The organism is Streptomyces soli, from assembly GCF_003999195.1.
Lineage (GTDB): Bacteria > Actinomycetota > Actinomycetes > Streptomycetales > Streptomycetaceae > Actinacidiphila > Actinacidiphila soli.
The window spans coordinates 1-16992 of the sequence record NZ_RJVR01000029.1; the positions used below are offsets into that span (position 1 = coordinate 1).

The window sequence follows — 16992 nt, forward strand, 5'->3', positions numbered from 1 at the left end:
GCCGACGGTTGCGTGGCGCGAGGATCGTCTGCGCTTCTGGGCTGCGATCGCCCGGGGGCTCCGTTCGGAGGAAGCAGCGGTCGAAGCCGGAGTGTCGCCCGCGGTAGGGACACGGTGGTTTCGCCACGCTGGGGGCGTGGGACCGAACCTTTCACCGACCGCGTCGGGACGCTACACCAACGAGAACACGAACGGACTCCTTCGTCAGTACTTCCCCAAGGGCACCGACCTCTCGCGATGGGAGCCCGATGAGATCGAGGCCGTTGCTCTCGCCCTCAACAACAGGCCCCGCAAAACCCTCGGCTGGAAGACACCCACCGAAGCCCTCAACGAGCATCTACTCTTGTTCCAACAGGCCGGTGTTGCAACGACCGGTTGAGTCCGGGCTCGCTCCCGCGGTCGCTGTGGAAGATCACCCCGTCCACGGTGCCGCCCCGCGTCGCGGCCGCCATCCGCAGCGACGCGCTGACCAGGGCCGCGTCGTGGCGCTCGCCCATCGCATAGCCGAGCAGGCGGCGCGAGAACAGGTCGATCACCGTTGCCAGGTACAGCTTGCCCTCACCTGTGTCGATCTCGGTCATATCGCCGACCCAGAGCAGGTCGGGTGCAACGGCGTCGAAGTGACGCCACACCAGGTCGCGGGCAGCCGGCCGCTTGCCCTGCCGGGTCAGCGACCTGCGCTTCTTCGGTTCGCGCCCGTACAGGCCGAGTTCGGCCATGATCTCGGCGACGGTATTCACGGACACCTTCCAGCCTTCCGCCCACAGGTCCAGGGTGATCCGCGGCGAGCCGTACGTGCCGCCGGACGCGTCGAAGAAGTGCTTGATCCTCTCCGTGAGTGCGGCACGCCTGACCTCGCGGTTCGTCGGATTGGCCGACCGGTTGCGCCACTTGTAGTACCACGCCTCGGACACACCGAGAGCGCGGCAGGAGACCGCGTGCGGGATGCCGTGCTCGGTCCTCTGGTCGCTGATCACCCCGGCGAGTACCGCCGGGTCCGCCTCAGCTACTTCACCCAAAGGACCATGCAGCGTTTGAGGACATCGCGCTCCATCTCCAGCTGCTTGATCTGCTTGGTCTTCTCCGTGTCCTGCCGCCGCAGCCGCAGCAGCTCCTCGCGCTCGGACCCGCGCCCAATGTCCCGTCCCCGCCGGCCTTCCTGGCCCGGGACACCCAGCTGGCCAGGGTGGTCTCGTTGATCCCGAGATCCCGCGCGACCTCTGCGGCCGACTTGCCGGTCTCGGTCACGATCCGCACAACCCCCTCACGGAACTCCGCGTCGAACTTCCGCCTACTCTCCGCCATGACTCCCGACTTTCCCTTCAGTCACGGCCTCTACGGTACGAGGGGATGCTCATCTGCGATCTGTGGCTGCGCAGCGACGCCACCCACGCCGACAGCACGACTGCGCAAGCCGTCCACGCGCTCGCGCCCTCCGTCGATCTACCGACCCGGTCCGCAAGCGCGGCTGCGCAGTCGCTGCTGCGCACCATGGCGGTGCGCAGCGCGCGGCTGAGTGACGGCAGCTGGTCGGTCGTCGTCGCTGCGCAGTTCACCGTCCGTAACGACAGCAGCGGTGCGTCGTCGCCCTCGGCTGCGGACGCGGATGCGCGGACGGTCGTGCGGTACTTCGCCGTCCCGGTGATCGCGTCGGACACCGCGGGCGGGACGGGCGCGTTCACGGTGACCGCGACCCCCGCCGAGATCGCCGGCCCCGGCACGGCCACAGCGGCCGATTCGCCGCTGACGAATCCGCTGCCCGCCGACGGCGGTGTGGTGTCGTCGCTGGGCGAGTTCTTCGACGCCTACCTCACCGGCGTCGGCGAGGTCGACCGCTACCTCTCCCCCGGCACCGAGCTGACCGCGGTGCGCGGGTCCGGCTACACGTCGGTGACCCTCGACCAGGCCGCCGCCGACTCCGATGTCGCCGGCGGTTCGGTACCGAGCGATGGCACGACGGTGCGGGTTCAGGCCCATGTCACCGCCACGGACACCGCAGGCGGCCGGTGGCCGCTGGTCTACACCCTGACGATGACCGCCCGCTCGGGCCGGTGGGAAGTCACCGCCCTTCAGGCCGGCGCGCCGACGAAGACCGCCACCGCGAAGGCAGCGCCCGCTCCCAGCAGCATCACGGCCACGGCGGTTGGGGGATTCGCTGGAGGTGATCTCGGCGTGGGCGGCCTTGAGGCCGTCCTCGGCGTTCAACGCGCGCTCGCGCCAGGTCGCTTCTTACTCGTCGTCCTGGCCGGCGAGCACCCGGGGCGAGGGTGTTCGCCAGCCGCGGCCATGGCCACGGCGACCGCGACACTCGCGCAGCTGTGACCAGCGGCGACGCACTCCCCCTGTACCAACCGGCAACCAACTGACCCGCACAGACACCAAAAACGTCACCCCCGGACCGGCATCCACGTCACCACCCGGCTCCCTCATGACAACCCAGCCGACCAGCAGAAACCCGACACCCACCCCACTGACACCACCATGCCGAACCACCCCCGGCAAAAACCCGCAGATCATCACTGAACCGTTGTGGGCGGCACCGGCACAGCGGCCGCCGAAACGGTCTGATCAATCGACGGCCGAATGGGGTTCTGGTGCTGCCCTGTCGCGGGAAGGTCCGGAGTCCGGCACCGTCCGCTCGGGCCGCAGGCCCGGTGCGAGGCTCAAGGTGACCGCGACGGAGGCCAGGGCCATCAGCGCCATCGCGATCGGCGGGGATGTCCACTGGGCGACGGCACCCGCGAGAGCCGCACCCACCCCCTGCATGGTGAGCATCCCGGATGAATGCAGTCCGAGGGCGTGGCCGCTCAGGTTCTCCGGAGTCAGTACCATCAGGCGCTCCTGAAGCAGCAGGCTCGCCGAGTATCCGACCGAGGCGAGTACGACGGCGGCGACCGCGAGCGGCAGCGCCGGCTGCAGCGCGAAAATCAGGTAGGGGGCGGCGAGCAGAAGGCGCAGTGGCGCGCCGAGCCGCTCTCGCCGGCGCGGGCCGATAAATCGGCCGGTCAGGGTGTCGCCGGCCAGCATGCCCAGTGCCGCGAAGGCGAAGAGGAGCCCGGCGTGCTCGGGAGCGTAGGGGACATACAGCGACTCGCAGCCGACGATCAGACCATTGGGCACCCAGAGCGCCAGGTAGACGTAGCGGCGGGGCCGGGAGGACCACAGCAGGGCGTTGTTCCGCCACGTCTCGCTGACCGAGGGCCGTCCGGCGGCGCGGGCAGCTCGTCGGGTGAGTCCGCAGCGGGCGATCACCGCGGCGGTGCCGTACAGGGCAGCGCCGGTGAGCAGCGTGCCCCGAGGTGACAGGGCGGTCAGCAGCAGGCCGCCGATCGCGAATCCGCAGATCTGCATTGTGCCCGCGGCCATGTTGAGTACGGAGCGGCCGATCAGGTAACCCTCCTTGGCGAGAATCTGGCTGAGCAGTCCGTAGCGCACTCCGCCGCCCAGCGAGGCCGCCACCCCGAGACTGAGGACCAGCGCGAAGACGGCCCACACGGGCAGACCCGGGAGGGCCTGTGCGGCGGTACCGAAGGCGAAGAGGAGCGCCAGGCCTGCCATCGCCGCGCGAGAAGGCAGCCGGTCGGCAGCCGACAGGAGCGTGGTCGCACCCAGCACCTGGGCCAGCGAAGGACCGAACATGGCAAGTGCGGACAGCAGCGGTGAGCTGGTCGCTTCGAAGATCAGTGTGCCCAGGGCGAGTCCGCTCACGGTCTGCGCGGCCACCTGCATGGAGGTGGTCAGGAAGAACGGGGTGAACTCCGGGGTCCGGAAGAGTTCTCGGTAGGTCCGCATGGCTGGAGTCTCATGGGATGTGCGAGCGGGCCGTTAAAGTTTCGCGGGGAGGCGAAACCATGGGGTGGTGGCAGATCGACGCGGACACGCTGGCGGGCAGCCGTTTCGTCCTCTCCCCCCTGGCCGAGACGATCGCCAGCCTGAAAGCCCTGGAACTGGGGGCGGCAGCGCATTCCGGTGAGCGCGCCTGGCTCGACGCCCACCGCCCCGCCTACCGGGCGAGACTGGCCGATGACCCGGCCACCGCGCTGCTCGTCCGGGCCGGCCTCGGGGGCAGTTGGAACGCCGACTTCCTCACCCCCACGCCAGCCGGTGAGGGGGAACCGGCCTTCGCCGATGAACTGGCCCGGATACGTGAGACACCGGCCGCGGCAGCCCGCGACCACATGACCGTGTCACTGAACGGCCCACTCCCCGACCTGCTGGACCGGTGGGACCTGCCCGAGCGAGCCGCCGGGCTGCTGGAATGGGTGTGGACACAGACGGTACTTCCCTACTGGGGGCGGCGCCGCCAGATCATCGAAGCCGATGTCATCGCGCGCACCCGGCAGTTGAGCCAGGGCGGCTGGGCGTCGGCACTGGACGGCATGGGCCCGGGAACGCGCTGGCTGGGCGGCAGCAGACTGCAGGTCAATACGCGTGACTACCCGCCGCGTGCGCTTTCCGGAGCGCGATTGTTCTTCATCCCCGTCACCCCGCGTACCGGCTGGGTCTCATGGGACGCGCCGCACCGCTACGCCATCGTGTATCCGTGCTCGGGTGTGCTGGCTGAGGTGGAGCGGACTCCGGTGCCGGAGAGCCTGGGCGCACTGCTCGGTACCGCACGTGCGGGTGTGCTGGTGCTGCTCGCCACCCCGATGAGCACGACGCAGTTGGTAGCTCTGACCGGGCAGGGACTGGGGTCGGTGGGCCGCCACCTGAAGGTCCTGCTCGACGCCCGCCTGATCGGTGTGGGAGACGAAGCTCTCCGCGTTTCGCAGCTACCGGCGTGCACACAGACACCTGGCCCCGCGTCAGGACGCCGTACGGGCGAGGACGGCAACGAACCGGTGCCCATCGGGCATCGGGCAGCACATGGCCAACCTCCGCAGGACGCGCGGCCTCGGCAAAGACCCCGAACGGGCCGAAGACCTCCACGAAGCAGGTCGCCGCCATCGATGAGGACTGGAACTGCCCCTGGCCGTCGCACCAATGTGGCACTGACCAGCAACAACACACCCACGATCAACTGCCTCTCACAACCACTGTCCCGAAACCGAGAGATCGCAGCCAGGACCGAGATGGCGTCTGACGAATGCGGGCTGTCGACGATCTTGCGTTGCAGCCAGTTCGACGGGCCTGTCAGCGCACCTGCATGGCAGGGCTCAACGCCGAGTTTTTCGTCGGAAAGACTTCAACGCACCGCTGTCGTATTTCCGCAATCACTTCAGAAGAGTACTGCCGCGGTGAGCAGCAGAGCCAGGATTCCGGTCACTGTAACGCTTGTCGCGGCCACCGATATCCGCACGCCGGAACTCGGGTCGATTACTCGGGCCTGTGCAGCCCCGGCGAATGCAGTAAAAGAGAGTGCGGATGCGACGACAATCACCGGAAAACCGAAGATGATCCCGGCCCTGATAAGCGTGAGCATGGTAACCGCGGCCGAGAGCGTCGTCCGCCGCCACGAGAGTGTGGTTCGCTCGGGCTGCAGTCCCGGATCTCGATCGATCACGACCGAACCTGGGCCACGATTACTACGATAACGACCCCGACCGCCGCGGCCGACCATCCCGTTAGGGACGTGATCCAGGGCGTCGGCAAGGGCTGTTGATTGCGCATCGCCCTCTGCACCTGAGCCCAGCGCTTCCGTGCGAGGCTGGCGAGAAGCGTACCGCTGATGGCAAGCAGCAGTGCGAGTACGCGGAGCCAGGCGTCCGATTCCACTGAGCCGAACTGCACGATCGCCAACGCTCCGGCAATCAGCGCAAGGCTGGTCCGCAGCCACGCCAGAAACGTCCGTTCGTTGGCGAGCGTGAAACGGTAGTCCGGCTCTTGGCCCTCTTGATTCCATTTTGCGTGCCGTATCACGCCTTAATTCCTTTCGTGGGCTTTCGAAGCGATGCCTTCTGCGGGCCCGGTCCAGGTCGCAGCGTCCGCCGCCGCCTGAAATTTCGGGGGCGGCGACAGCAGACGGGGGCGGCACCCAGAACCAGCCGACCCGCCGACACAGCGCGACCCCACCGCATGACTGCGGGAACCGACGCGTGAGCGCAGGCGCTGACATTCACCGCGCAGGCAAGCGGCCCGCAGGGGGCTCCAGAGTCGCTGCGCGTACCGCATAGGGGCATCACTCAAGTCTGTCGTTGGCCAACTTCGCATCTTTATAGCATGTTACATGTAATCGCACCGGGTGTGGCGCTCGAGGGCAGCATCTATTGACGCCGCCCTGCCAGCCTGCATACTGCATGTAGTAATCGCGGTGGTCGTCGCTTGCGCATCGCCGCCTGGAGGTCGTCGGGTGCGCCTCGGCGTAGCGCCCGAAGGGAGATGTGAGCCAGCGAGTCGCCGACCCTTGCCGGACCTCGGGCTGCAACTTCCGGCAGGTGAAGAGCGAGCAGCGGTGCTCGGTCCAGCGCGGGCGCCGATGTCCAAGATCCTCATCCGCCGGGGCGGGCGCAGGATTGCAGTTAGTCGGCCGGCCACCGAGATCCGGCTTGTTCTGCCAGACCAGACCCCATCAAGGGAGCGGGCCGGGTAAGTGACCCTGCGCGTGATCAGAGCCGCCAACGCCACAGATGCGTGACGTTCGAGATGGAATGGAAGTACCACGAGTGAGCATCTTGATAACCGAGGACGTGTGGGGTGAACCGCTGCGCGAACTCGGAGAGCGTTGGCAAGTCACGCACGCGCCCGAACTGTGGAGCGACCGCAGCGCAATACTCCGAGAGGCCGCGAAGGTCCAGGCGCTGGTTGTACGCAACCGCACGCAAGTCGACGCGGAACTGATCCGAGCGTGCCCGCACCTGCGCATCGTGGCTCGGGCCGGTGTTGGCCTCGATAACATCGATGTCCCTGCCGCGGACGCCGCCGGTGTTGTGGTTACGGCCCCGCGAGGCGCCAATGCGCGCAGTGTCGCCGAGCACACGCTGGGACTCGCGCTCGCCCTCGCCAGGCGCACCGTCGAGCGGGATCGTGATGTCCGTGCCGGTGGCTGGAACCGGACACCCGGCCGCGAGCTTTGGGGAGGTACATGGGGACTTCTGGGCGCCGGTGCGACCGCCCGTGAGTGTGCGCGGCTGGCCAGAGCTCTGGGGATGCAGGTGATCGCCTACGATCCGTACGTCGATCCCAGCTCCCCCGCCATGGCCGAGGCGGGAATCCGGATCGCTCCGCTGGCTGAGGTCGTCGCGTCGGCGGATGTGATCTCCTGCCACCTCCCCGCCACTCCCGAGACACACGCATTCGTGGGAGAAGAGCTGCTGGCGCAGATGGCGATAGGTACCCTGCTCATCAACGTCGGCCGTGGGGAGATCGTCGATGAGGAGGCGCTGGCCGACGCCCTTGAGGCGGGACGGCTTGGCGGAGCCGCGCTGGACGTCCGGATTACGGAGCCGCCGACACCGGGCCGTCTCGAAAGGCTTCCCAATACGATCCTCACCCCGCATGTCGCCGGCATCACTCGTGAGAGCCAGAGGCTGATTCTTGAGGTGCTTGCCGCGGACCTCGACGCCGTACTCAGCGGCAACGAGGCACGCTCGATGGTCGGTGAGGTCCGTCGCGGCCGCTTGGGTACGAGGTGAACACCTGACGGGACGCGTCCGAAGTATCTTGACGCACCCGTCTGCCCCGCGGCGTGACGTAGGTGCTCTCGTCGCACCGTCAAGCAGCCCCGAGTGCGCCTGGGCATGAAGAGGGCTTGCGGTCCGACAGCGTACGCACCTGATACCGCCGGATCCTTCCCAGCGGTCGGCACAAGCCTGAGGACGCCCCAGGCGATGCAAGACCGGAACGGTGCCAAGCCCCCTCGGCTGTCATGCCGTTCGAAACCCCTTAAGAGAACTCGCACAGATCACCTGAATGACTCCTGAAAGGGGACAATGTTGTCACTCATTCAGATATTTTCGCTCATTCTGCTTGTCGTGACCTTCGCTGTCGCGATCTGGCGGCACATGAACATCGGCATGGCCACTATCGCGGCCAGTTTCATCCTGATGCTCGCGGCCAAGGTTCCTGCCGCCAAGGTGTTCGCCTACTTTCCGTCGAGCCTCGTCATTCTCATGCTCGGTGTGACATTCCTGTTCGGACATGCCCAGCGCAGTGGAGCCATCGACAGGATCATCAATTGGGCGGTCAGAATGACAGGGCGCCGCGACTGGGCCCTGCCGTGGATCATGTTCCTGATTGCTGCGTCCCTCAGCGCGATCGGCGTGCTGCCTGCGGCCTCGCTGGCCATCACGATTCCCGTCGCCATGCGCACCGCTCAGTTGCGGGGCATCAGCCCGGTGCTGATGGGAACGGTGACCATCAGCGGCGGAATGGGGGGCGGCTTCTCTCCGCTCAGCGTCTGGTCGCAGTTGCTCACATCGACGGTCGAACATGCCGGCCGGTCGATTTCGGCGTCGGCGCTGTTCGGCCTGGAGCTCGGCCTGAACCTGTTGGTGGCCGTCGTCGCCTTCATCGTCTTCGGCGGAATCCGGCTCGTCCGCGCGGCCTCCAGCGCGCCACCAGCCGCAGACATGCCCAAGGGCTGTTCGCCGGAGGATGAGGCCCGAGGCGCGAACGCGACCGCGGGCAAGGCGTTCCCCGACGAATCCGGTGGCGGGACCGCGGTGGCCGTCAGGGACGCCCCACCGGCGCAGACCACCCAGGCGGCCGACGGAAACCGTCTCTATCAGATCGTCTCGGTGCTGGCGATCGTCGCGTTTGTGACCAGCGTCCTGGTGTTCTCCTCCGTCGACGTCGGACTTTTGGCCTTCGCTCTGGCTACCGTCATCCAGCTCATCATCCGCCCGGACGAGAAGGAGGTCATCCGGAGCCTTCCCTGGGGTGTGGTCCTCACCGTCGCGGGTGTGCTGCTGTACGTCGGACTGCTGGAGGAAATTGGCACGTTCAAGACCATCGCGGACCATTTGGGTGGCGTCGGGAATCAGGCTCTCACCCTCCTGGCGATCAGTCTGGTGGGAGCCCTGTTTGCCACCCTGGAACCGTCGGCCGTCGCCGTGCTGGGTCTCGTCGTCGCGCTCGCACTGCGCACCCTGCCGGGGATGGACGGAACTGCGCTGCTGCTGTTCGTCTGCCAGTTCTCCTGGGCCATTGTCTGCGTCAGCACGAGTCCTTATCACCTCAGTGGTGGCCTCGTGATCGCCACCACACCCGAGAATCAACAGCAGGTGCTCTTCCGGAAACTTCTCGTCTGGACGATTGCCCTGGTGCTGGCCGTGCCCACGGTCGGATGGATCATGCCGCTGCTCGCGTCGGCGTGAGATCGACGCGTCCGGGCCGGAGGGTTCGCGTCTGACAGAAGCTGCTGCCCGCCTGCCTCGACCGACTGTCGAGGCAGGCGGGCAGTCGCGTTGCGTCGCCGCCGCGGTGGCGACCCTCCGGTGGACCGACATCGAAGGGGAAAGAGAGAGGACCGCCCCCGGGGCCACTGCCCTTAACTTAAGGGCAGTTTGGTGATTTTTCGGGGTGTTCGTCGGTCGGCGGTTGCGGCTTGATTACGATCTGGGCGGGTCGCCGGATGCAACGAAGCTCCTGGTAGGACATGAGTTGTCTAGAAACATGGTCCATACACAGGAGCTCCGTTGTTCGTGCAGTCTGCCATGTCCGCGGCTGAGGAGTCGATGGGCGGTCCGGTCGCCTGGTCTGCCGCGTTCGCGACCGAGGAGGGCCGAGGGCTGCTGCGGGACGCGGCGCTGGCCGGTCCTGCCTCGGGGCGTGAGGTGTTGGATGCCGAGGGGCGTTCGCGGCTGCTGGCGGGCCTGGTGGATCCGGCCGGGGTGCGGGCGGCGCTGGATGGGGCCGGGCACGTGGACCGGCGTCGGCGGGTGCTGACCGGCGAGGTCACGGTGCACGCGGTGCTGGGACTGTGTCTGTTCAGCGGGGAGGGCTACGACTCGGTTCTGGGTCGGACTGTGCCGCTGCTGGGCGGGGCGGCGGCGTTGGCGGGCCCGGTGCCGACGGGCGCGGCACTGTCCAAGTCCCGGGTCCGGCTGGGTGAGGATTCGATGCGGCATCTGTTCGAAGCGGATGCGGGTGGTGGGCCCGTGCCGGGGATCGGCGGGTGCCTGTTCGGCCTGCTGCTGACCGCGTTCGACGGCACCACCATGGAGCCGCCCGCCGAGGACGTCCTGGTCGAGCAGTTCGGCCGGCCCACCGGTGGTCCGCGTCCGCTGGCCCGCATTGTCACCCTGGTGACCTGCGGCGATCGGCGCGTGCGGGCCGCGGCCATCGGCTCGTACCACACCAGTGAGCAGGAGCTGACGGACCGCCTGGACGCCTATCTGGCTCCGGGCACGCTGAACCTGGCCGACCGCAACTTCTTCAGCATGGACCGCTGGCTGCGGTTCACCGCTACCGGCGCACAGCTGGCCTGGCGGGTGAAGAACGGCAAGCACAGCCTGCCCGCCAAACTCATCGAGCGGCTGCCGGACGGTTCGCACCTGGTGCGCCTGCGCGAGTCGGACAACATGCGCGCCAGGCGCCGCAAGGACAGCGGCCAGGCGCACGCCGAGCGGTTGCCGGACACGGTGGCCCGGTTGGTGGAGTTCGATGTGGCGGTCACCGATCTGCGCGGGCGTCGACGCACCAGCCGGATCCGCCTGCTGACCACCCTGCTCGACCATCGGGCCTTCCCAGCCCGGGAGTTGGCCAAGATCTACAGTGAACGCTGGCAAGTGGAGATCACCTATCTCCGCCTCAAGCAGCAGCTGCGCGGTCCCGGCGTGGTCGTGCGCGGGCGCTCGCCCGAGCTGGCCCGCCAGGAGATCTGGGCCTTTTCTGATCGTCTACAACGCGCTGTGCGACCTGGCTGCCCACGTCGCCGCACTGGAAGGCATCGACCCCGACGAGATCGCCTTCGTCGCCGTCCTGCGTCTGACCCGCGCCCGCCTGGACGCCGATACCCCGTGCCACCACTGCGGCCACCGCCCCAGCGACCAGGCCGACCCGCTCACGGCGCTGACCAGCGGCATCGCCACCCAACCGCGCAACCGCACCGGCCGCAACCGCACCAGCCCCCGCACCACCGAGGAGCGCCGCACCAGCCACACCCACGAGGCCATCTACACGATCATCATCGCCGAGTCGAATCTACACAAAGCAGCCTGAAGATCCTTAAGTTAAGGGCAGTGCCCCCGGGGCTCGGCCTGGCCCGCGCGACTGTGCCTCGGCGACTTCGGATTGGCGTACACGGTCAGGTCAGGCCAGTGCTGTGACTACTCCGGACACGATGATCAGCAATTTGACGGCCGTCTGGAAGACCTGCTGTGGGATGATCCGACCCAACCGTGTACCGATGTGATTTCCTGCCAGCGCCGCGGCGATGAGCAGTGGCAACGCCGGCCACAGAACTGCGGCCGGAATGGACCCGTGAAAACTCAGCAGCGCGATAGAGATCGCGTTGGTGGCGACGAAGTAGCCGGCGAAATCGGCGATGAACTGGTCGGGCGTGCGCGGTGAGTGGGTCAGCAGAGCGGCCACCGGAGGTCCGCTGAGCGAGATCGACGTCGAAAGGTATCCGCTGAAGAGCCCTGCCGCCGCATAGGTGGCCGCGCCTGGGCTGCGGCGGTTCCGCGGCCGGTAGAGAAGAAGGAAGAGGCCCGCCAGCGCGATGAAAACACCGGCTCCCAACTTCAGGACATGCTGGTCGAGCCAGCCGGCGGTGACAGCGCCCGCGACCGCACCAGGCGTACTGCCCGCCACGAGTAGGGCCACCGACCGCCGGTCGACCAGAGTCCGGAGCCGTATCAGAGTGGTGACGCGGGTGGACAGGGTGGACAGGAGATTGACGACCACGACCTGCGAGACTTCCATGCCGGCCAGGAGGAGGAGAGGCGTGGCCACCAGCGCGGTCGCGAATCCGGTGGTTCCGCCGATCACCGACGCGAGGAACATGGCCGCAGCCGTCAGGCCCAGTGTCACGACCCACCTTCCGAGGCGCCGAAGCGCGGGAGGTGGGTGGCCCGCTCCAGGGCGATCACCGCGGCCTCGCCTTCGAGGCCGGGAGCGACCGGTCCGCCGCTGTCACCCCGGGAACCTTGTCGCGCGTTGTTTCGGTGGCCCGGTTCACGAGTCCCCTTTCTAGCGGTGGCGCAGAAGCCGAGGTGGGAGTAGGCGTCTGACGCCCGACTCCGAATTGGATATTCCGCATGCAAAATGCAGAAATGGAACTCCAGGACGAGGGGATGCCAGATTCAGCAGGCCGGAAGAGACAGAACAACGAGTCCACGCGCCGATACAGGACAGCCGTACGATCCTCAGGAGGCGTCGTGGAGTCCCGCCGCCCCAGAAGGTCAGACGGACCGTTCGCGCAGCGAATCACGCAGCCGGACGATGTGGTCACGGGCGCGGCGCTCGGCCAGTTCGGCGTCAGCGAGCCGGACCGCCGCGGCGATGTTGCGATGGTCTTGCCAGGCGGGTTCGAGCCCCCCGAACACCATGGTCGTGCGCATGCCGAGTCTGACGAAAGACTGGATCTGGTCCAGGAGACGGATGGCGTAGCTGTGACCGGACGCCTCCCGCAACGCTATGTGGAAGGTCTCGTCGCAGTGCTGTACGGCGGAAGTGTCCTGCGCGTCGAGGGCGGCGCGGTGGGCGGCCAGGATCTCGTCGAGCTCGTCGGCGAGCCCGGGGCTGCCACGTTCGACCGCGAGGCGGGCCACGACGCCCTCCAGAACACAGCGGACTTCGTACAGCTCGGCCAGCTCGACCGGCGTGATCGTCGCGACGACTGCCCCGCGCCGTGGAGTCTCGACCGCGAGTCCGTCGGAGATCAGGCGTGCCACGGCCTCACGCACCGGGCTGCGGCTCACGTCGAGCTGCTCGGCCAGCGCGGGCACACTGAGCTTGCTGCCTGGCGCGATCACCCCGTTGAGCACCGCCTCCCGCAGACCGCGGAACACGGAGTCCGCGATGCGCTGCGCCGGTTCAATGTTGATCATCGATGACATGGAGACATCCACCCTGAAATTATGCGGGTACGGCGCCCTTGCCTCGCCCAATGGAACGGCCCTCGGCCGGCTGTCGTCGGGGCCAGCCGGTGTGCTCCGCGACCCGCCTCCGCACCTGCGGTACGGCAGGAGATCCGCGACCTTGCTGTGGAAGGCCGGGCCGACAGCGCACTCACGCGCGGCCCCTCCGCATCACTAGTACCACCTCGGAACGTCCCGTCGAAGCAGGGAGGCACGACTACCCCCAGGTGCACGCATGAGCTAGCAGGCACCGCGCCGCCTGCACTGCAGTATTACATGCATTATGCAGATTTCTTTTCGACGCGTCAACAGCTTACCCCGAATCACGACGGACAGTGACCGATATCACGTGATCGCGACTCACCTCGTCGGGTCGAAGTGCGCACAGGGCACGGGAAGGAAATCCACCACTACATGAATTTGGCATTTGCATGTAATGTGCAGATCGTTGGTCGATGGTGACACGCCACAGTCGAAGGAGTACTGACTTGAGTATCAACAGGACTCACCGGAATCCCGATTCATGGCTGCGGATCCCCGCAGTGATGACGATCTCGAACGGAGGACAGTCATGACGACCGGTCACTCGGACACCATCGTGTCGGCTCGGCTGAAGGTCCTCCGTGCGCCCACCGGCGACGGCGTGGCCATGTCGTTCGCACCGCTCAGGCACCGGTCGATGGTGATGGTCGAACTGCAGACCGATGACGGTCGTATAGGTCATGGGGAGAGCTGGACCAACTATCCCGCCTGGGCTGCCGCGGAGCGGGTCGCGACCCTGCGTGAGGGTGTGTTTCCCCTGGTTGTCGGCCGCACGGCCCGCCACATCACCGACATCCATCGCACGCTGACCAAAGAGCTGGAGCCGTTGGGCCGCCAGTGGGGCGCCCCGGGCCCGATCATGCAGGCGATCAGTGCGGTGGACATGGCGCTGTGGGACCTTCGCGGCAAGGACCAGGGGGTTCCGGTCTCCGCCCTGATCGGCGGTCGGGTCCGCGAGCAGTCGCCGGTGTACGCGAGCAGCTTCGGTCCGGCCTCGGTGGCCGAGCAGTTCGCGATGCGCGCCGCCGAGAAGCACACGGCTGTCAAGGTGAAGCTCGGCTTCGGACGCGAGAGAGACGAGAGCATCCTCACGGAGATTCGGGAGGCGGCCGGGGCCGACATCACTCTCTACGCCGACGCCAACCAGGCGTGGAGCGTGGGCGAGGCGACCAAGATGGCGGCGCTCCTCAAGGCCTTCGACGTGGCATGGATCGAGGAGCCCCTTCGTGGCAACCGGCTCGAAGACATCGAGGAGCTTCACCGGCGCACCGGTCTGACCATCGCGACCGGGGAGAACATGTACGGGCGTGAGGAGTTCGCCCGGTACGCGCTCTCGCCGGCAGTCGCGATCCTGCAGCCCGACATCGCGAAGACTGGCGGTCTCACCGAGACGTTGTCCATCTGCCAGGTCGCCGACGCGTTCCGCAAGCCGGTCCTGCCCCACCTCTATGGCGGAGCCATCGCGTTCGCCGCGACGCTCCAGCTCGCCGCCTGCGTACCGGCCGTCCGGAACATTGAGTACGACATTCGGGACAACCCGCTGCGTGATCCCCTCGCGGTCGACCCGCCCACCCCGAGCGCGGGCATGATCCGGCTCCCCGACGGACCGGGACTCGGTATCGAACTCGACGGCGCCATGGTCGACAGGTACACGCAGTCGTCGGAGGAACACCTGAAGGAGTCCGTCGGCTGAGTTCGCCCCACGCTGCCGGTGCGCCTGGCAGGTTGAACACCTCTCACTTCCGTGCTGCATGCCCGGTTCTCGCGCGCAGCCGATGAATGTGTCCCGGTATCCGGCGGGCAGACCGGGCACCGGTGCCGATGTCCGGCGCTGGTGGGTTGTCGGCACTGTCCGCCTGCGGTTTCGTGATCGCGGCCGTGGGGTGCAGACAAACGCTTGTCTGTACCCCCCCCGGCCGGGGGGATGGTCAACGGCAGGGAACCTGAAAATGCAGACACTGGAACTCCCACGTGGACGCGCGGGACCAGTCGCAGGCGGGCGCGGCGTCATCGAGGCGCGCGGGCCAGCTCATGCCCAGCGCCAAGGCCATCCGGATGTCCGGCGGCGCGAGTTGGACGATGGTGGAGCCGTCGCGGAACTCGACCTCGAGTGGACGATCACCTGGGGGTGGACCACGACGTCGATCCGGTCGATGGGGATGTCGAACAGCAGGTGGGCTTCGATGACTTCCAGGCCCTTGTTGACCAGGTTCGCGCAGTTGACCGTGATGAACGGCCCCATGTTCCACACCGGATGGGCGAGGGCCTCCTGCGGGGTGACGTCGGCCATCTGCGTGCGGGTGCGGCCCCGGAACGGTCCGCCGCTGGCTGTGACCACCAGCCTCCTCACGTCCTCGCTCGTGCCGGCCTGCAGGCATTGGAAGATCGCGGAGTGTTCGGAGTCCACCGGAATGATCTGCCCGGGCGTCGCCCGCTTCTTCACCAAGGGTCCGCCGACGATCAGCGACTCCTTGTTCGCCAGGATCAGCCTGCTGCCCGTGTCCAACGCTGTAGGTGCCGAGAACCACGTCCGTGCTGGTCACGCGGCATGTTGGTATTCGTGCAGGATGCCTCCGAGGCGATCTCGTCGCCGGACATCCAGGCGGGCCAGTCGCGCAGGTTCGGTGATCGGCTCGGGTAGCGGGCGCAGCGGTGCGGCGCCTGCGAGGGTACGGTGGGGTCTGTGCTGGTTGAAGTACGTCTCGTACTCGCGCAGGGCGTGCAGCAGGTGGGCCTGGTTCCATATCAAGGTTCGGCCGAGGAGTTCGGTTCTGCACGAGCGGATCCAGCGCTCCATGATCGCGTTCATGCGGGGCATCCTGACCCCGGTCCGCACGACCTCGATGCCTTCGGCCGCGAGGACAGCGTCGAAGCCCGCCTGGTAGCGGACGTCGCGGTCCCGGATCAGGTACTTGATCTTCGCCGTGCTGTCCTGGATGTCCATGGAGAGGTTCCTTGCGACCTGGGTGACCCAGTCTGTGCCGTGGTGCCGAGGATCCGCACGCGGCGGGTGGCGTGTTCGATTACCGCCAGCACGGTCAGGGTCGCGCCGGAGAGGGTCTTGGTCTCGAAGAAGTCGGCGGCCAGGATGGCCTCGGCCTGGGAGCGCAGGAAGGTGGCCCAGGTGGTGTGTTTTGCGGGCGGGATGCCATGTTCCTTGAGGATGCTCCATACGGTGGAGGCGGCGACCTTGATGCCGAGCGCGGTGAGTTCGCCGTGCACGCGCCGATAGCCCCACTCGGGATTCTCTCGTACGAGTCGTAGTACCAGGTCGCGGATGGAGCGGACGGTGCGGGGCCGTCCTGGGCGTTTGGGTCGGGACGCCTTGGCGTGTCGGCGGCGCAGGAGGTCGCGGTGCCAGCGCAGAACGGTGTCGGGGGAGACGATCAGGTGAGCTGGCGGAGCTGTACGCGGGGGAGGCGGTGCAGCAGTGCGGCGAGCAACGCTCGGTCGGGCCAGGTCAACTTTGGCTTGTCTACCTGTCTTTGCAGTACGCCGAGTTGGTGGCGCAGGGCCAGGATTTCCAGATCCTTTGCCCGATCGCTCATCGGCAACAGTCGTATGAGGCTGAAGGCGGTCGACAAGGCGAGGTACGGCAGTCGCAGCAGCACAGTTGACCATCTTCACAGTCGACCGGGGTCTGCCCAAGATGTTCTTCGCTGCGCGGCAGGCTGCCCCGCTCAGGCGCGGGCTGCTGACGTCGAATCAGGACTCTGACCAGCGTGGATGTAATTTCCGGCACGTACAGGACCCTGGTGGTTAATTGCGCAGCGTGGCCAATCGTCCAAGGTCGCCAGTCTCGAGCGGCCCATCATTACCGACAAACCGGTCAGGAATCCGTGCATCCATGACCGCTGCCGTGACGCTCCGCCAATTAACCACCAGGGTCGTACAGGATCTTGGTGGTTAATTCGGGGCTGGGTCGATGGGTCCCCTGGCGCTGCTGTAGTGGATCATGGTCCTGCGGTGGGCGTGCCGTGTACTGCCG

General features: G+C 67.2%; 13 protein-coding genes and 3 pseudogenes. 7 read left to right on the forward strand and 9 right to left on the reverse strand.

Annotated features, from left to right (window positions below):
- The coding region (locus EFK10_RS49345; RefSeq protein ID WP_407646987.1) for a transposase at window positions 1–379 on the forward strand (379 nt) is incomplete at its 5' end.
- On the opposite strand, the gene EFK10_RS01515 is transcribed toward EFK10_RS49345, so the two are convergent.
- Both EFK10_RS01515 and EFK10_RS01520 read right to left on the reverse strand, forming a co-directional pair.
- A complete protein-coding gene (locus tag EFK10_RS01515; RefSeq protein ID WP_164835759.1) occupies window positions 327–1019 on the reverse strand; it encodes an IS3 family transposase in 693 nt (230 codons plus the stop codon). The two genes, EFK10_RS49345 and EFK10_RS01515, sit on opposite strands and share 53 nt — an antisense overlap.
- Window positions 1012–1305: a transposase gene (locus EFK10_RS01520; protein WP_240676915.1), complete on the reverse strand. Its 294-nt coding sequence runs from the start codon at window positions 1303–1305 to the stop codon at window positions 1012–1014. Before EFK10_RS01520 ends, EFK10_RS01515 begins: the two co-directional genes overlap by 8 nt.
- A gap of 45 nt (window positions 1306–1350) precedes the next feature.
- On the opposite strand from EFK10_RS01520, the gene EFK10_RS01525 reads away from it, so the two are divergent.
- The gene (locus EFK10_RS01525; protein WP_164835760.1) at window positions 1351–2322 is read left to right on the forward strand and encodes a conjugal transfer protein; all 972 of its coding nucleotides are present in this window, start codon (window positions 1351–1353) and stop codon (window positions 2320–2322) included.
- Window positions 2323–2568: 246 nt separating this feature from the next.
- Here EFK10_RS01525 and EFK10_RS01530 read toward each other — a convergent pair whose 3' ends face one another.
- Complete coding sequence (locus tag EFK10_RS01530; RefSeq protein ID WP_127353982.1) at window positions 2569–3792, reverse strand: MFS transporter; 1224 nt, start codon at window positions 3790–3792, stop codon at window positions 2569–2571.
- 59 nt (window positions 3793–3851) lie between these two features.
- On the opposite strand from EFK10_RS01530, the pseudogene EFK10_RS01535 reads away from it, so the two are divergent.
- A pseudogene (locus tag EFK10_RS01535) lies at window positions 3852–4739 on the forward strand (transcriptional regulator); the annotation flags it as partial.
- A gap of 479 nt (window positions 4740–5218) precedes the next feature.
- On the opposite strand, the gene EFK10_RS53020 reads toward EFK10_RS01535, so the two are convergent.
- Both EFK10_RS53020 and EFK10_RS01545 read right to left on the reverse strand, forming a co-directional pair.
- Entirely contained in the window at window positions 5219–5560 is a 342-nt protein-coding gene (locus EFK10_RS53020) for a DUF202 domain-containing protein (protein WP_127353990.1), read from the reverse strand.
- Window positions 5500–5859: a YidH family protein gene (locus tag EFK10_RS01545; RefSeq protein WP_240676917.1), complete on the reverse strand. Its 360-nt coding sequence runs from the start codon at window positions 5857–5859 to the stop codon at window positions 5500–5502. Before EFK10_RS01545 ends, EFK10_RS53020 begins: the two co-directional genes overlap by 61 nt.
- A gap of 728 nt (window positions 5860–6587) precedes the next feature.
- Between EFK10_RS01545 and EFK10_RS01550 the strand changes: the two genes are divergently transcribed.
- The 3 genes from EFK10_RS01550 (at window position 6588) to EFK10_RS01560 (ending at window position 11207) form a co-directional block, all read left to right on the forward strand.
- On the forward strand, window positions 6588–7571 hold the full coding sequence (locus EFK10_RS01550) for a hydroxyacid dehydrogenase (RefSeq protein WP_407646988.1): 984 nt from the start codon (window positions 6588–6590) through the stop codon (window positions 7569–7571).
- A gap of 297 nt (window positions 7572–7868) precedes the next feature.
- Window positions 7869–9254, forward strand: a complete 1386-nt coding sequence (locus tag EFK10_RS01555; protein WP_127353984.1) for an SLC13 family permease — start codon at window positions 7869–7871, stop codon at window positions 9252–9254.
- A gap of 327 nt (window positions 9255–9581) precedes the next feature.
- A complete protein-coding gene (locus EFK10_RS01560; protein ID WP_240676918.1) occupies window positions 9582–11207 on the forward strand; it encodes an IS4 family transposase in 1626 nt (541 codons plus the stop codon).
- On the opposite strand, the gene EFK10_RS01565 is transcribed toward EFK10_RS01560, so the two are convergent.
- Together EFK10_RS01565 and EFK10_RS01570 are read right to left on the reverse strand one after the other, a co-directional pair.
- Window positions 11191–11886: a sulfite exporter TauE/SafE family protein gene (locus EFK10_RS01565; RefSeq protein WP_127353986.1), complete on the reverse strand. Its 696-nt coding sequence runs from the start codon at window positions 11884–11886 to the stop codon at window positions 11191–11193. The two genes, EFK10_RS01560 and EFK10_RS01565, sit on opposite strands and share 17 nt — an antisense overlap.
- 398 nt (window positions 11887–12284) lie before the next feature.
- Entirely contained in the window at window positions 12285–12932 is a 648-nt protein-coding gene (locus EFK10_RS01570; protein WP_164835763.1) for a GntR family transcriptional regulator, read from the reverse strand.
- A gap of 601 nt (window positions 12933–13533) precedes the next feature.
- Here EFK10_RS01570 and EFK10_RS01575 point away from each other — a divergent pair.
- The gene (locus EFK10_RS01575; RefSeq protein WP_164835764.1) at window positions 13534–14697 is read left to right on the forward strand and encodes a mandelate racemase/muconate lactonizing enzyme family protein; all 1164 of its coding nucleotides are present in this window, start codon (window positions 13534–13536) and stop codon (window positions 14695–14697) included.
- Between the two features lie 268 nt (window positions 14698–14965).
- Here the strand turns inward: EFK10_RS01575 and EFK10_RS01580 are convergent.
- A pseudogene (locus tag EFK10_RS01580) lies at window positions 14966–15522 on the reverse strand (1-deoxy-D-xylulose-5-phosphate reductoisomerase); the annotation flags it as partial.
- A gap of 21 nt (window positions 15523–15543) precedes the next feature.
- Window positions 15544–16615: pseudogene (locus EFK10_RS01585) on the reverse strand (integrase core domain-containing protein).
- Window positions 16616–16992 lie beyond the last annotated feature (377 nt).

Bases quoted from the DNA above. Each gene is read 5' to 3' on its own strand.
- EFK10_RS01520 (WP_240676915.1), bottom strand. From the start codon at position 1,305: ATGGCGGAGAGTAGGCGGAAGTTCGACGCGGAGTTCCGTGAGGGGGTT.
- EFK10_RS01525 (WP_164835760.1), top strand. From the start codon at position 1,351: ATGCTCATCTGCGATCTGTGGCTGCGCAGCGACGCCACCCACGCCGAC.
- EFK10_RS01530 (WP_127353982.1), bottom strand. From the start codon at position 3,792: ATGCGGACCTACCGAGAACTCTTCCGGACCCCGGAGTTCACCCCGTTC.
- EFK10_RS53020 (WP_127353990.1), bottom strand. From the start codon at position 5,560: ATGGTCGGCCGCGGCGGTCGGGGTCGTTATCGTAGTAATCGTGGCCCA.
- EFK10_RS01550 (WP_407646988.1), top strand. From the start codon at position 6,588: ATGGAAGTACCACGAGTGAGCATCTTGATAACCGAGGACGTGTGGGGT.
- EFK10_RS01555 (WP_127353984.1), top strand. From the start codon at position 7,869: ATGTTGTCACTCATTCAGATATTTTCGCTCATTCTGCTTGTCGTGACC.
- EFK10_RS01565 (WP_127353986.1), bottom strand. From the start codon at position 11,886: ATGTTCCTCGCGTCGGTGATCGGCGGAACCACCGGATTCGCGACCGCG.
- EFK10_RS01570 (WP_164835763.1), bottom strand. From the start codon at position 12,932: ATGATCAACATTGAACCGGCGCAGCGCATCGCGGACTCCGTGTTCCGC.
- EFK10_RS01575 (WP_164835764.1), top strand. From the start codon at position 13,534: ATGACGACCGGTCACTCGGACACCATCGTGTCGGCTCGGCTGAAGGTC.